Annotated in this window: 16 protein-coding genes; 5 read left to right on the top strand and 11 right to left on the bottom strand. The window is 53.5% G+C overall.

The genetic code is table 11. The features are described from left to right. Nucleotides 1–34: 34 nt before the first annotated feature. Genes argS through petN form a run of 3 tightly spaced genes read right to left on the bottom strand, consistent with a single transcriptional unit; the run spans nucleotide 35 to nucleotide 2,051 of the window. On the bottom strand, nucleotides 35–1,789 hold the full coding sequence (gene argS, locus Q0W94_RS09705; RefSeq protein WP_297758409.1) for an arginine--tRNA ligase: 1,755 nt from the start codon (nucleotides 1,787–1,789) through the stop codon (nucleotides 35–37). Next, complete coding sequence (locus tag Q0W94_RS09700) at nucleotides 1,789–1,944, bottom strand: hypothetical protein (protein WP_297758406.1); 156 nt, start codon at nucleotides 1,942–1,944, stop codon at nucleotides 1,789–1,791. The genes argS and Q0W94_RS09700 overlap by 1 nt, the downstream gene beginning before the upstream one ends. A 17-nt stretch (nucleotides 1,945–1,961) precedes the next feature. Next, on the bottom strand, nucleotides 1,962–2,051 hold the full coding sequence (gene petN, locus Q0W94_RS09695) for a cytochrome b6-f complex subunit PetN (RefSeq protein ID WP_011056671.1): 90 nt from the start codon (nucleotides 2,049–2,051) through the stop codon (nucleotides 1,962–1,964). A gap of 94 nt (nucleotides 2,052–2,145) precedes the next feature. Between petN and Q0W94_RS09690 the strand changes: the two genes are divergently transcribed. Both Q0W94_RS09690 and Q0W94_RS09685 read left to right on the top strand, forming a co-directional pair. Continuing rightward, nucleotides 2,146–2,613: an ankyrin repeat domain-containing protein gene (locus tag Q0W94_RS09690; protein ID WP_297758402.1), complete on the top strand. Its 468-nt coding sequence runs from the start codon at nucleotides 2,146–2,148 to the stop codon at nucleotides 2,611–2,613. Next, entirely contained in the window at nucleotides 2,610–4,391 is a 1,782-nt protein-coding gene (locus Q0W94_RS09685; RefSeq protein ID WP_297758399.1) for a mechanosensitive ion channel domain-containing protein, read from the top strand. Before Q0W94_RS09690 ends, Q0W94_RS09685 begins: the two co-directional genes overlap by 4 nt. 20 nt (nucleotides 4,392–4,411) lie before the next feature. Here Q0W94_RS09685 and Q0W94_RS09680 read toward each other — a convergent pair whose 3' ends face one another. From Q0W94_RS09680 to lipB, 3 genes are all read right to left on the bottom strand, one after another. Next, a complete protein-coding gene (locus Q0W94_RS09680) occupies nucleotides 4,412–4,921 on the bottom strand; it encodes a cupin domain-containing protein (RefSeq protein ID WP_297758395.1) in 510 nt (169 codons plus the stop codon). Further along, nucleotides 4,902–5,885: an RNA polymerase sigma factor, RpoD/SigA family gene (locus tag Q0W94_RS09675; protein ID WP_315863065.1), complete on the bottom strand. Its 984-nt coding sequence runs from the start codon at nucleotides 5,883–5,885 to the stop codon at nucleotides 4,902–4,904. The genes Q0W94_RS09680 and Q0W94_RS09675 overlap by 20 nt, the downstream gene beginning before the upstream one ends. A 219-nt stretch (nucleotides 5,886–6,104) precedes the next feature. Then, nucleotides 6,105–6,785, bottom strand: coding sequence for a lipoyl(octanoyl) transferase LipB (lipB, locus tag Q0W94_RS09670; RefSeq protein WP_297758393.1), 681 nt, complete (start codon nucleotides 6,783–6,785; stop codon nucleotides 6,105–6,107). Nucleotides 6,786–6,933: 148 nt separating this feature from the next. On the opposite strand from lipB, the gene hpf reads away from it, so the two are divergent. Continuing rightward, nucleotides 6,934–7,563 (top strand): ribosome hibernation-promoting factor, HPF/YfiA family, encoded by a 630-nt coding sequence (gene hpf, locus Q0W94_RS09665; RefSeq protein ID WP_297758389.1) that lies wholly within the window; start codon nucleotides 6,934–6,936, stop codon nucleotides 7,561–7,563. Nucleotides 7,564–7,598: 35 nt separating this feature from the next. Here the strand turns inward: hpf and Q0W94_RS09660 are convergent, their stop codons facing one another. The 3 genes from Q0W94_RS09660 to Q0W94_RS09650 form a co-directional block, all read right to left on the bottom strand. Beyond that, nucleotides 7,599–8,105, bottom strand: a complete 507-nt coding sequence (locus tag Q0W94_RS09660) for a hypothetical protein (RefSeq protein ID WP_297758386.1) — start codon at nucleotides 8,103–8,105, stop codon at nucleotides 7,599–7,601. 86 nt (nucleotides 8,106–8,191) lie between these two features. Next, nucleotides 8,192–8,884 carry a HEAT repeat domain-containing protein gene (locus Q0W94_RS09655; RefSeq protein ID WP_297758383.1) on the bottom strand — a complete coding sequence of 231 codons (693 nt, stop codon included), beginning with the start codon at nucleotides 8,882–8,884 and terminating at the stop codon, nucleotides 8,192–8,194. A 141-nt stretch (nucleotides 8,885–9,025) separates the two neighbouring features. Further along, nucleotides 9,026–9,157, bottom strand: a complete 132-nt coding sequence (locus tag Q0W94_RS09650; protein ID WP_181496330.1) for a photosystem II protein Y — start codon at nucleotides 9,155–9,157, stop codon at nucleotides 9,026–9,028. A gap of 231 nt (nucleotides 9,158–9,388) precedes the next feature. Between Q0W94_RS09650 and Q0W94_RS09645 the strand changes: the two genes are divergently transcribed. Further along, nucleotides 9,389–10,585, top strand: a complete 1,197-nt coding sequence (locus tag Q0W94_RS09645; RefSeq protein WP_297758377.1) for a pentapeptide repeat-containing protein — start codon at nucleotides 9,389–9,391, stop codon at nucleotides 10,583–10,585. Between the two features lie 85 nt (nucleotides 10,586–10,670). Beyond that, nucleotides 10,671–11,387: a pyridoxine 5'-phosphate synthase gene (locus Q0W94_RS09640; RefSeq protein WP_297758374.1), complete on the top strand. Its 717-nt coding sequence runs from the start codon at nucleotides 10,671–10,673 to the stop codon at nucleotides 11,385–11,387. Here Q0W94_RS09640 and Q0W94_RS09635 read toward each other — a convergent pair. Both Q0W94_RS09635 and Q0W94_RS09630 read right to left on the bottom strand, forming a co-directional pair. After that, the gene (locus Q0W94_RS09635) at nucleotides 11,377–11,832 is read right to left on the bottom strand and encodes a YbjN domain-containing protein (protein ID WP_297758372.1); all 456 of its coding nucleotides are present in this window, start codon (nucleotides 11,830–11,832) and stop codon (nucleotides 11,377–11,379) included. The two genes, Q0W94_RS09640 and Q0W94_RS09635, sit on opposite strands and share 11 nt — an antisense overlap. 33 nt (nucleotides 11,833–11,865) lie before the next feature. Beyond that, the gene (locus tag Q0W94_RS09630; RefSeq protein WP_297758370.1) at nucleotides 11,866–12,303 is read right to left on the bottom strand and encodes a hypothetical protein; all 438 of its coding nucleotides are present in this window, start codon (nucleotides 12,301–12,303) and stop codon (nucleotides 11,866–11,868) included. Nucleotides 12,304–12,412: the final 109 nt, after the last annotated feature.

The raw sequence follows: 12,412 nt of genomic DNA, 5'->3' as shown, positions 1-12,412 counted from the left end.
GAGTCGTGTTGTGCCCCAGTATAACCAGTAGGCCCTAAATCCGATCCAAAACTGGAATCCCCAGGAGGGATAGCCCTAGTTTCAGCGTTTGAGCAGTGAGATAGGCCAGAGTTAGACGGGATTGCTTCGTTGGCTCAGTAGCCGCGAGGATGGGGCAGCGATCGTAGAACTGATTGAAAAGCTGGCTTAGTTCAAAGAGGTATTGGCAGAGGCGGTTGGGCAATAGCTCCGTGCTAACAAAGTCAAGGGTTTCCTCGAGTTGCACAAGGTGCTTGGCAAGGTTTTGCTCGGTCTCATCCTCTAGAAATAGGGGGGTATCTGGTGAGAGGGTAGACCAATCAATGTCGCCGCGCCGTGTTAGGCCTTGGACACGCACATAGGCATAGAGGAGGTAGGGCGCAGTGTTGCCTTGTAAAGAGAGCATCTTGTCGTAGCTAAAGACGTAGTTGCTGTTGCGGTTTTGACTGAGATCGGCATACTTGACAGCACCGATGCCGATCGCCCGTGCCACGGTATCAATGAATTCAGGGGACTCGGTGCGACCTTCGGCAGCAAGACGCTGCTCTAAATCCGCTCGACTGCGGGCGATCGCCTCCGTCAGTAAATCGATGAGGCGAATTGTTTCCCCTGAGCGGGTTTTCAAGCGTTTGCCATCCTCCCCCAGCACCAAACCAAAGGGGACATGGGTTAACCTTACATGGGGCGGCACCCAACCGGCGCGCTGCGCCACCTGAAATACCTGGGCAAAGTGGGTGGACTGCCCAACATCAGTGACGTAAATAATCCAATCCGCTTGGTCTTTGTCAATGCGATAGCGGAGGGCAGCTAAATCCGTGGTTGCGTAGTTGTAGCCCCCATCGGACTTTTGAATAATCAAGGGTTGGGGTTGCCCCTCTTTATTGGTGAAGCCCTCGAGGAAGACCACCTTTGCCCCCTGATCTTCCACCAGGAGGCCGCAAGCAGCCAAGTCCTCAATCACCGCCGGTAAAAAGGGATTGTAGAAGGACTCCCCTCGCTCTGTGAGTTGAATATCCAGCAGATCGTAGATCTTTTGAAACTCGCGGCGGGATTGCTCACACAGGAGCTGCCAAGCACGGCGACTCTGCTCTTCCCCTTGCTGAAGTGCGACCACCTTTGCCCGTGCTTTCTGTTGAAACTCAGGATCGCTGTCAAAGCGTTGCTTGGCCTTTTTGTAAAATGTTACTAAGTCCCCCAAGTCAAGGGCATTGGCGGTAGTCAGGGCGTCAGGATAAACCTCATCCAAGTAGGCAATCAGCATGCCAAATTGGGTACCCCAGTCCCCCACATGGTTGAGTCGCAGGACATTGTGTCCCTGAAATTCAAGAATGCGGGCAATACAGTCCCCAATGATTGTGGAGCGCAGATGACCCACGTGCATTTCCTTGGCAATGTTGGGGCTGGAAAAATCAACCACCACCCGTTTTGGCTCTCCTGCTGCTGGAATGCCCAAACGATCGCTCCCGAGAGCAGCTTGCAGAGTAGAGGCCAAAAACGCTGGTTTCAGGCGAAAGTTCAGGAAGCCAGCCCCCGCAATCTCAACGGCTTGACAGACATCCTCAACCTTAAGATGGGCCACCACCTCTTGGGCGAGCTCACGGGGCGCTTTGCCCAGTTGCTTGGCGAGGCTGAGGCAAACATTGGATTGATAGTCGCCAAACTTGGCTTGACTGGCTGGTACTAACAGGGGCTGGGGATAGGTATCTAGGGGCAGGGCAGCTTGCAGAGCACTGCGGAGGCGATCGCCCAAAATCTGTAGAGGAGCAACCATTAACGCTTGCGCCCCCGTCGTTGTGCTTTTTGCTCCGCTTGCAGACGCCGGCGATCGCGCCACTCCGCAAAGGTCAGATAGCCAATGCCGCCAGTCACGACAATCAGCAGCAGCAGAGCCACCAGAACCAAAAGATCCGCCAATGAAGTGGTCATACCCCCAGCCCTATGGGTTACATGCCGTGGCGACCCCAGACCACAAAGGCGATCGAGAGCGTAAAGACACTGAGAACACCCACCCAACCGAGCGTGATAATATCCATGGCATGCGATCCTGAACTCAATGCAGACCTCATTTTAACTCAGATAGATTATCTTTTCCTTATTAGAGGCAGGCTACAGGCAATGATGCAGCGAATGACAGCCATTGAAACCGCCATTGAGCAAGGAGACTTGGCCGCTATTCAGGAAGCGATCGCCCGCGGTACTGAAATCCCAGCGGAGGCCTTGGCACTAGCGGCAGAACTGGGTCACACAGAAATTGTAGAGGCGTTGATTGCCGCAGGGGCAGAGGTCAACCAAGGGGACAGTGAGGGTTGGACACCATTGATGGCTGCAGCCGGTGGAGGACATACCGCCATTGTTGAGAAACTCCTAGCAGCCGGTGCCAATGTCAATGCTCAAACCGTCTTTGGTCTGACCCCCTTAATGGCCGCAGCAGCGAAGGGACAAACGGCTACCGTTAAACAACTGATTGCTGCCGGTGCAGATCTCAACGCCAAGGATCAAAATTCTTGGACCGCTCTGGTGTGGGCACTGGATGGGAAACATGCTGATGTGGTGGCAGTCATTAAAGCCGCCCGTGCCCAGTCTTTAACCCCATGATGAAGTACTTGAATCTATTTTTAGCGGCAGTGCCTGCCAGTCTGCTCATTGCCCAACTCGCACCCCTCCAACGTCTGCGGGTGGCATTGATTGAGGCGGGGCAAATCGTTGCCCTTGTGGCGATCGCCGTTGTCACCGACTGGCTACTGCTCAAGGGCATTGATCAACTGCAACAGCGGCTCCATAGGCAAGTTAGTCAACACTCCCAACCTTGGTTTTCACTAGTGGTCAGTCTATTGCGCCTGACGTTGCGGGTTTTACTTTGGGCATTAATTTTGTCTTGGGTGCTGCAATCGGTTGAAAGTTTAGCCCCTTGGCAGGGGCGCATTGAACATGCAATTCAGTTCCTCCTGCAGCGAGTCGGGGTCGTCTTTAATACCCCCCTTATAGAGTTGGGGCGAACAAAAATCACACTGAACTTTCTCTTTTTAATTGTCTTTCTTTCTGTTCTGGTGATTTTTACCTCCCGCTGGGTCAGTGAATGGCTCAAAGACCGAATTCTCGCGCAGTTGCGGGTGGATCGGGGCAGTCAAGAAACCATTACCCGTGTTCTCAGCTATAGCCTCAGTTTTATTGGTTTTATTGTTGTCCTGCAAACAGCAGGCATTGATCTCAGTTCCCTCACAGTGTTGGCGGGGGTTTTGGGGATTGGTTTTGGCTTTGGGTTACAAACCCTCGCCAGTAACTTCATTAGTGGCCTAGCGCTTCTACTGGAGCGCCCCATTAAAGTGGGTGACTTTATCGAAGTAGATGGTCTGTTGGGTACCGTTGAGAAAATCTCTATTCGGGCTACGATTATCCGCACCAACGACAGCCAGTACGTCATTGTCCCCAACAACCGCTTTATTGAAAAGAACGTCGTCAACTGGAGTTACGGTAGCCCCGATAGCCGCATCCATATCCCCGTAAGTGTCGCCTACGGCAGTGATACGGTTCTGGTCACCGAAGCGCTCCTGAGTGCTGCCCGTCAGGATCCGCGCGTCCTACTAACCCCACCCCCTAGCGTTTGGTTTCGCGGCTTTGGAGAGAGTGCCTATCTCTTTGAATTGCTGGTCTGGATTAACCGCCCCCAAGATTCTGAACCCATTAAAAGTGCTCTCAATTTCCTCATTGAGCAGGAGCTACGGCAGCGGCATATTGAGGTTCCCTTTCCCCAGTTGGATCTACGGTTGCGAGATTTGGGGGAACTGCGTTCTTTGACCCAGTATTACCAGCATGCAGGGGCAAGGGACTCCGAGCCCCCGACGGCTGCTGAACCCACTGTTGGCAAAACCACTAAGGCTAAACTCTCCTTGGCGGATATGCTGCGCAATATCAGTTATTTTTCCCACTGTTCCAATGCCCAGTTGCAAGTGCTGATTGAGTTGGGTACTCATCAGTTTTATGGTAAGGGGGAAGCGATTTGTCGCGAGGGGAGCCCGGGAGATGCCTTTTACATTGTCCTTGAGGGATCAGTGGAAGTGTACTCTGAGCAGTTGGATCAAATCCTAGCCACCCTCTATGGGGGGAGTTTCTTTGGGGAAATTTCAGTGCTCACGGGAATGCCGCGATCCGCCACCGTGCGGGCACTAGAAGCAACTTCATTATTCGTTGTCCCGCGCTCAGCCGTACAGCGACTGCTGCAAGCTCACCCCCAATTGGCAGAGGAAATTGCCCATGAACTGGCGGCACGACAGCAGGTGCTTCAAGAACTTGGCCTAGTGAACTCCCAAGACATCAAAAGCCTGCCCCCCTTGCAGTGGATTCGTCAGCGTTTGCAAACCCTCTTTAATGTTTAATGTTTAAAAATGTTTAATGTTTAGAGCGTCAAGCGTTCAATTAATCTCTGGTGTTGGGGAAACTGCTGCTGCAACTGCTGGCGATCGCCCAATTCAAAATCACGAAAGTCAAATCCCGGTGCCACCGTACAGCCCACAAGGCTAAAACTATCTGGCATCTCCACCGTTGCTCCAAACCATGCCCCCGCCGGTACCACCTGTTGCAATTGCTCCCCCTGATCCAAATTGATCCCCAACCGTAGGAGCTGGTACTCACCCGTGGGTAGAATTACATGGATCGTTAGGCTACTGCCTGTGTAAAAGTGCCACAGTTCATCACTGGCAATGCGGTGTAGTCGCGAGCAGGCCGTGGAGGGGAGCAAGAAATAGATGCTCGTACAGTAGGCGCGATCGCCCCCCTGAAAGCGTGAGGGCAAAACCGCTCTGGGAATGCTCTCTGCTGAGCGATAAACCTCGCGGAAATAGCCCCCCTCCGGATGGGGTTGCAGGTCAAGTGCCTCAATCCACGCCTTAGCTGGCCAAGTATTCATACATTTGCTGGCGCCGCCGCCGCAGGTGATCAAGGGCTTGCCGCTCCAGTTGCCGCACCCGTTCACGGCTGAGGTTGAGTTGCTCACCCACCTTGGCAAGAGACCGTTCTTGGCCATCCCCCAACCCGTAGCGCAGGGTGAGGACTTGCCGTTGTTGGGGGGTGAGTTCCGCCAGCCACAGGTTGACATCATCCCGCAGGGACTCCACCGTGGTAAACTGCTCTGGCGAAAGACTGTCATCCTCGAGCAGTTCACCAAGTTCAGTGTCCTGATTGTCCCCCACACGTAGATCAAGGGAAACGGGTTGGCGAGCGAGGGTCAGGTATTCCCGAATTTGCTCGGGTTCGAGTTCTAGAGCCTCGGCCACCTCCGCAGGCGTCGCACTCCGTCCCAGTTTTTGCGCCAGTTCCCGTTGGGTGCGTTTGATCTTGTTGAGCTTCTCAGTGATATGGATGGGCAGCCGAATTGTCCGCGCCTGTTGGGCGATCGCCCGTGTAATTGCCTGACGAATCCACCAGTAGGCATAGGTCGAGAACTTGTAGCCCCGCGTGGGATCAAACTTTTCCACCCCGCGCTCAAGACCCAGGGTACCCTCTTGCACCAAGTCCAACAATTCAAGATTACGTTTTTGATACTTCTTGGCCACCGAAACCACCAGCCGTAGGTTGGCTTCAATCATTTTTTGCTTGGCGCGTTCGCCGCGCTTGAGGATATGGCGCAATTCCGTAGGCGTCAGATTACAGGCCGCCGCCCATTCTTCAAAAGTGGCTTCGCGTCCGAGTTCTTTGGTCAAGGCATCGCGTTTTTCCCGCAGTGCCATCATTTGCTGCACCTGTTTACCCAGAATAATTTCCTGCTCATGGGTCAGCAGCGGCACGCGCCCAATTTCCTGGAGGTAGGTGCGCACCATGTCGGTGCTAACGGTGGGGGTAGGGGATGGCGTTTTAGAAGCGGAGTTCATCATAGCAGCACAGGTTCTAAACACTATTTGGCAAGGAAGAATGTAGATAAAAGATTTATCGAGATGAAGATGACGACTCGTACTATAAAGCTGAGGTTTGTATAGGGTTAGCCTAGCAAAGGAGACGGAGTTGACCTGTATCCTAATCTACTTAGACTTAAATTGTGCCCTGAAAGTTGCCAATTCATAACAGTCGATTCCTGAAATAAAGATTAAACCTTGTCAACCAGAGAGGGGGATTAGGAGATCAGCAAGGGCTTTGGGGGCAAATTCGAGCCCAAAAACACGGCTGAAGGCAGCAACAAACTGCTGCCGGACATCCTCCAGTTGAATGTCGGCACAAAATTGCCGCAGGTTGCCCACCGGGCGATCGCCAATGCCACAGGGGACAATGCGACCAAACCCCTTTAGATCGTTCACCACATTGAGGGCAATGCCGTGGAAGCTAATCCAACGGGTCACCTTGATCCCAATGGCGGCCACCTTGTATCCCTCTACCCAAACACCCGTCAGGCCAGCAACGCGCTCCCCTTTAATGCCATAGTGTCCTAGGGTTTGAATTACAACTTCCTCCAACTGGTGGAGATACCAATGCAAATCGCAGCAGTGGCGGCGTAAATTCAAAATCGGGTAGGCCACCAATTGGCCGGGGCAGTGGTAGGTGACATCCCCTCCCCGCTCAATACGCAATACCTCAATGCCCGTAGCCACGGGATCAAAGTGAATGTGGGTGGTGGTTGCCCCCTGGCCAAGGGTGTAGATGGCGGGATGCTCAAGGGTGAGGAGAACATCTGGGGCTGCAGGATTTTGACGGCGCTCAGCCACCAGTTGCTGTTGCCAGCGCCAAGCATCGCGGTAGGGGATGGTTCCCAAGGCACAATGCCAACCGAGGGCATTTTTCATAGGGGTGCCAAATTGTCAAGAGCTAGATGATAAGAATTATCACAGAACACGAATAAAGGTGAAGAGCCTCAGGATGCCCTGTAATCCCCGATACGAAGATGTTAGGGTGGAAGTAGATCAGCCTGTTTTGCTCAGGGGAGGCAACCCTATGAGGCTAGTGATTCACGGTAAAAACATTGACATTACGGATGGCATTCGCAGCTATGTGAACCAAAAAATTGAGCGAGCCACCAGTCATTTCCAGAATGTGATTAACGAAGTTGATGTGCATCTTTCCGTGGCTCGTAACCGCAGCACAGCCCCCAAACAAACCGCGGAAGTGACCCTATTTGTTAATGGCTCAGTGATTCGCGCCGAAGAAAGCAGTGAGAACCTCTACGCCAGTATTGATCTCGTTGCGGACAAAATTGCCCGCAAACTTCGCAAACTCAAAGAAAAACGGCAGGACAAGTCCCGTGCTAAGGACACCAATAGTGTTGTTGAACCCGAAGTGGTGACCGATTTAGTGGGCGATCGCACACCACAACTGCCCGAACAAGTGGTGCGGATGAAATACTTTGCCATGCCGCCGATGACAATCCAAGAAGCCCTTGAGCACCTAGAAATGGTGGATCACGACTTCTATGTCTTCCGCAATCGCGATACGGGAGAAATCAACGTGGTCTATGAACGTAATCATGGCGGCTATGGTGTGATTCAACCCCGTCCTACTTCCAATAACCACCATCACGATACTGCTGATGCCGCTGCTAAAGCCCCGGCCAAAGCTAGCCACTAAGATAGGCTCAGTGGCCTGAGCTTCCCGCCGCTGACCTAGGGGCGGAGGACCAACTGCCACTCTTGGCTCTGGCGATCGCGCGCTAGCTCCGCATTTTCACCAATCACATAGGGGCCCCAATAGCGTTTAGAACCATCGAGGGTAAAGGCCAAGACAATATCCCCCGACTGGAGGGTGAGCTTACCTTCGGGCAGGGTTAACAGTAATCCCTTAACGTTACCTTCCATAGGCGCAAAATCCCAATGAACTGCGCCGGTGTTGGGATGGGCGCGATCGCGGGCAGCGAGCAAGACCACGCGCACCGGAAAGGCCGTCTGATTACTGACGCGCAGACCATTCGGTTGCGGGTTGGCTGGCACCTGGGGAGTCGGTAAGGGTTCAACAGCAGTGGTTTCTGATTCTGCCTCCACAATGGGTGGCGGTTGCGTCAGTAGGTCTGGCTCCCACCACAGTGTAAAGTGCCGTTGGGAAAGAATAATCGCACCAATCACCCCGATCAGCACTGCCACGAGGTAAGGAAGAAATTTAATGCGGATAGACATAGAGATAGGTTACTGCGGATGCCGCGCCTTTCTTTCCAGTTTAGAGAGTTGCGGCAGAAGCCGCAGTAGCCAAAAAGTTTGCGATCTCAATTGCCGGTGCCCTGAACTTCAGAGGAAAGCCGCTCCTGCAAGCGTTGCAAAGAAATCTGAGCTGCTAATGCCACATGGGGATGCTCGTCTTTGGCGAGGTATTCCAAAGCAGCTTGGGTCTTTGGGCTAGGCAGGTTGCCCAGAGCTTCAGCGAGCCGTTGCCGTAGCAACCAATCCTCGGCGGTGACAAAGGGCAAAATATCTTCCACAACACTGGGGTCGCCAATTTCCCCTAGGGCGGCGATCGCTCCTTGAAGCATCACCACTTCCTGGCTTTTCAGCGCCGATCGCAACACATCTACTGCCCGCGGATCCTTGAGATTGCCCAGGGCCACAGCTGCACTAAAGCGCACTAACCAATCGGTGTCCTCATAAAAGGCGCGCACTAGGGGTTCAAAGGCCCGCCCATCTTCGAGATAGCCCAAGGCCCCCGCCGCATCGGCACGAATGCCATAGTCAGGCTCACTCTCAAGCAACTGCACCAGAATTTCAAAGCACTCCGGTGTGGATTTGACGCCAAGGGCAAAGACAGCCATTGAGCGAATTTGGAGATTTTCGTCCCAAAGGACTTTTTTAATCAGGGGTACGGCATCTGCAGAAGGGACATCCCGTAGTGCCGCTAGCGCCAGCAGGCGATCGCGGGAATTGGGACTCTCCAGTTGCTGGGCAAGCTGTTCGAGGGAAGGCATGGCAGTAACCTGAAAACTAATTTACAAAAATTAACAATACACTTCCCATTATAAAAAAGTCTCCCCAAAGTAAAACCAGGGGAAGGACGCCTGCCGCTGTTTTGGGGAGAACTTGCCCAACAACCGTCGCAAATGCGAGTCCTAGGCTGCTTTTGCTTTTTGCAGGAGCTTTTGAACTTGCTTCACTGCATAGGGCAGAATATTGCGAACTGCCCAGCCCGCAGCCAGTAGCACAGGTAACAGGACAATCAGGACACGCCAATCCATACCCATAACCTCCCAAAATGTTTTCTGAAAACTTTATGAATTATTGTACAACCTTCTCTCAGGAGAGAAAGGGGGAACGCCATGTCACAAAGGAAAAATTCTCCCACAGACCTTTGCCAAACCATCGACAGGCTACCCTTTCTCTAATCCTCAGTTTCCCACTGTTGAAGCATATTTTGTCCTGGGGAAAGGGTCTGTATGATTTGATTGGGTTGATTCCTTTAAGGACAAATCTTGATGGGCGAAGATAAAATGACGCTCCGTGAAAACCAAACAGCGGCTGCTTTGCGTCTCAGTAAAGTGTTGGCAGCTCGCCATCGTTGGCGCACGGGTTGGCAGTCGCTGCGTTCGGTATTGATGCCAATCGCCATGGTCACTGTTTTGGTGGCTTGGGGACTGGATTGGGATGGGGTGGGTGTGGTGGCTGCTCTAGTGCTGGGGGGACTCAGTTTCCCCTTGGTCTGGACTTCGACCTACCACTGGTTTACAGAGGATTTGACGGAACAGCAACGGCAGTTCATTTTGGCCGCATTGGGTCTGAGTTTAACAGTGGTGGCACTCATTGCCATGACTGGGGCGATGGACTGGATTCGGGCACGGTTTCAAGGTACAAATTGGGATGCAGTAGGGGCATTGGCTGAAGGCTTCGGTGCCTTGGGGCAAATTTTGGTGGCCCTCTTAGCGGCCTATGTGGCTTGGCGACAGTACATCATCTCTCGGGATTTGACAATTCAACAGAACCGCATTACCCAACAGCAAACGATTGACAGTTATTTCCAAGGGATTGCCGACCTCATCCTTGACGATGAGGGCCTATTGGAGGATTGGCCGCCGGAGCGGGCGATCGCCGAAGGACGCACTGCTGCCATCCTGGCGGGACTAGATGCCGAAGGCAAGGCCAAGATTATTCGCTTTTTGTCAGGCGCAAAGTTACTATCGCCGCTGAAGCGCGATCGCCGGCTGGGACGGGCGATTTTTGATGGGTTGGGTGGCTACGAGGAAGACATTGAGTACGGTGTGCGGGTGATTAATCTTGGCAGTATGCTAGCGGGTGCTGATCTGAGTGGTACCGACTTGCGCTGGACCGAATTGAGTGATGCCAATCTAACGGGCACACTCTTTCGCAACTGTAATCTGACACGAGCCAATCTCGCGGGGGCGATTTTACAGGGGGCGGATTTCACGAATGCCGATCTCAGTCGTGTGCGCCTATTTTACGGTACGGTTGAGCAGGCCAGTCCCCGCGATCGCTTGAATCCCCCCAACTTTCGCACGGGGGCACAAACCGGTGCAGTGATCGAGGATGCCAACTTTACCAATGTCAAGAACCTCTCCGAAGAACAACGCTACTATTGCTGTGCTTGGAGTGGCAGCCGTTCCCGCGAAACGATTCCCGGTGGCTGCGAGGGAGTTCCCAATAAGTTGGGACGCTAGCGGCGGCTGGGGTGCCCGCGATCGGGGATGCCGTTGGTGTATTATCCGAAAAGTTGAGCTTCTATGCCAGCGAAGGAGCGATTCAGTGGCAACCCTAGGGGTGAATATTGATCATGTGGCAACGATTCGCCAAGCCCGGCGCACCGTTGAACCAGACCCACTAGCGGCAGCCGTTTTGGCAGAGCTGGGGGGCGCTGATGGCATTACTGTCCATCTGCGCGAAGATCGGCGCCATATTCAAGAACGGGATGTGCGCCTCCTGCGGCAGACGGTACGCACCCATTTGAACCTAGAGATGGCTGCCACCCCCGAAATGGTGGCGATCGCCCTGGAGATTCGCCCCGACTACGTGACATTGGTGCCTGAGCGGCGCGAAGAAGTCACCACCGAAGGGGGTCTAGATGTGGTGAGTCAGCAGGAACCCTTGACCCAAGTGGTGCAAACCCTGCAAGGAGCAGGAATTCCCGTGAGCCTGTTTATTGATGCCGATCCAGCTCAACTGCAGGCAGCAGCCAAAACCACCGCTCAATTCGTCGAGCTGCATACCGGCCGCTACGCCGAGGCCAAGGGGGAAGCGGCGCAACAGCAGGAACTAGCGATTTTAGCCCACGGTGTCCAACAGGCAAAATCCCTAGGCCTGCGGGTGAATGCGGGCCATGGATTGACCTACACCAATGTCGGGGCGATCGCTCGCCTTGAGGGAATTGAAGAGTTAAATATTGGCCACACCATCATCAGCCGCGCTGTTTTGGTGGGCATGGTACAAGCAGTGCGGGATATGAAAGCCCTCATTAGCCCTTAAACTCAGCCCTAAGGGCGTCATCATACTCATCGGCGAGGGTGGCCACAATCGTAATTAAGCGAGCAATTTCACCCGCAGTAATGCCGCCTAGGGTACGGGTAGCCACCACCTGTACTTGTTCCTCGGCAATGGCAAAATGCGCTTCCAGGGTAGTCAGCCAGTTCAACGTCAGCAGCTTACGATACAGTCCAAATTCATCGGTTACAGGCAAGGGCAGCACCGGTGACCAAATCGTGAGAAAGTCCTCCTCCGTGTGGCCACTCAACTGTACGAAAATATCCGCACTGCCGTAGCGAAACATCCAAATTTTGCCACTGTCCGTTTGGCCAACGCGGGGAGCGTCCCCTTGGTGAAGACCGGAAATGACAGTTTCAATCGTCTCAATCCAATTTTCAGGAGCAGGATCAAGGGAGGTTGAGTCCGCCGGCTGTACTTCACTGACCATGGTCATTTCCCTCTAATGAATCCAAGAATTAGGTTAAAGCACTTGGTGGGTATAGGCGTGTTGTTTGACATTGTCGGCAGCGGTCACGATGCGCTCGGAGTTGAGCACCCGTTTGCGTTCTGTGGAAGTATTAAAGTTGCGGTAGGTTTCGCCAAGGGGAATATGACGGGTACTTTGGGGACGGGCAATGTAGGTGCGGGCGGCCGCTGCCAAGCGATCGCCATAGTCATCACACAGATGGGCATTGGCGGGAAACTGCTGTCGCACCTGCTGCGGGTCTTGGGCAGTACCATAGGTGAGGGCATGGGCTTCACTGTAAGAAGTGGGCAAGCCATGGAGCAAGGCTTCCAAGGCCGCTGAGGGAATTGGCTCAATAATCTCTACGGGCTGGAGTTTTCCCTCTACTTGCACAAAACAATGAGCCAGTCCAAGCACCACATAGGCTTCTGGGGGAGGAATTTCTTGACTCATTGCAACCTCACAATCATCTGGTTCCCCTCAAGTCTAGCCTGATTTTTCGAAGAATCAGCCTCGTGAGCAACATTAAGGACGAGGCGGCAGTCGTCATCGGTGAAACGGG

The sequence above is a fragment of the Thermosynechococcus sp. genome, assembly GCF_025999095.1.
In the GTDB taxonomy this organism is placed as follows: Bacteria; Cyanobacteriota; Cyanobacteriia; order Thermosynechococcales; family Thermosynechococcaceae; genus Thermosynechococcus.
The sequence above is the reverse complement of the archived record's forward strand: the minus strand, read 5'-3'. Positions and strand labels throughout refer to the sequence as shown.

Excerpts from the sequence above, each read along its gene's own strand:
- argS (WP_297758409.1), bottom strand. The coding sequence starts at position 1,789 with ATGGTTGCTCCTCTACAGATTTTGGGCGATCGCCTCCGCAGTGCTCTG.
- Q0W94_RS09700 (WP_297758406.1), bottom strand. The coding sequence starts at position 1,944 with ATGACCACTTCATTGGCGGATCTTTTGGTTCTGGTGGCTCTGCTGCTG.
- petN (WP_011056671.1), bottom strand. The coding sequence starts at position 2,051 with ATGGATATTATCACGCTCGGTTGGGTGGGTGTTCTCAGTGTCTTTACG.
- Q0W94_RS09690 (WP_297758402.1), top strand. The coding sequence starts at position 2,146 with ATGACAGCCATTGAAACCGCCATTGAGCAAGGAGACTTGGCCGCTATT.
- Q0W94_RS09685 (WP_297758399.1), top strand. The coding sequence starts at position 2,610 with ATGATGAAGTACTTGAATCTATTTTTAGCGGCAGTGCCTGCCAGTCTG.
- Q0W94_RS09680 (WP_297758395.1), bottom strand. The coding sequence starts at position 4,921 with ATGAATACTTGGCCAGCTAAGGCGTGGATTGAGGCACTTGACCTGCAA.
- Q0W94_RS09675 (WP_315863065.1), bottom strand. The coding sequence starts at position 5,885 with ATGATGAACTCCGCTTCTAAAACGCCATCCCCTACCCCCACCGTTAGC.
- lipB (WP_297758393.1), bottom strand. The coding sequence starts at position 6,785 with ATGAAAAATGCCCTCGGTTGGCATTGTGCCTTGGGAACCATCCCCTAC.
- hpf (WP_297758389.1), top strand. The coding sequence starts at position 6,934 with ATGAGGCTAGTGATTCACGGTAAAAACATTGACATTACGGATGGCATT.
- Q0W94_RS09660 (WP_297758386.1), bottom strand. The coding sequence starts at position 8,105 with ATGTCTATCCGCATTAAATTTCTTCCTTACCTCGTGGCAGTGCTGATC.
- Q0W94_RS09655 (WP_297758383.1), bottom strand. The coding sequence starts at position 8,884 with ATGCCTTCCCTCGAACAGCTTGCCCAGCAACTGGAGAGTCCCAATTCC.
- Q0W94_RS09650 (WP_181496330.1), bottom strand. The coding sequence starts at position 9,157 with ATGGGTATGGATTGGCGTGTCCTGATTGTCCTGTTACCTGTGCTACTG.
- Q0W94_RS09645 (WP_297758377.1), top strand. The coding sequence starts at position 9,389 with ATGGGCGAAGATAAAATGACGCTCCGTGAAAACCAAACAGCGGCTGCT.
- Q0W94_RS09635 (WP_297758372.1), bottom strand. The coding sequence starts at position 11,832 with ATGGTCAGTGAAGTACAGCCGGCGGACTCAACCTCCCTTGATCCTGCT.
- Q0W94_RS09630 (WP_297758370.1), bottom strand. The coding sequence starts at position 12,303 with ATGAGTCAAGAAATTCCTCCCCCAGAAGCCTATGTGGTGCTTGGACTG.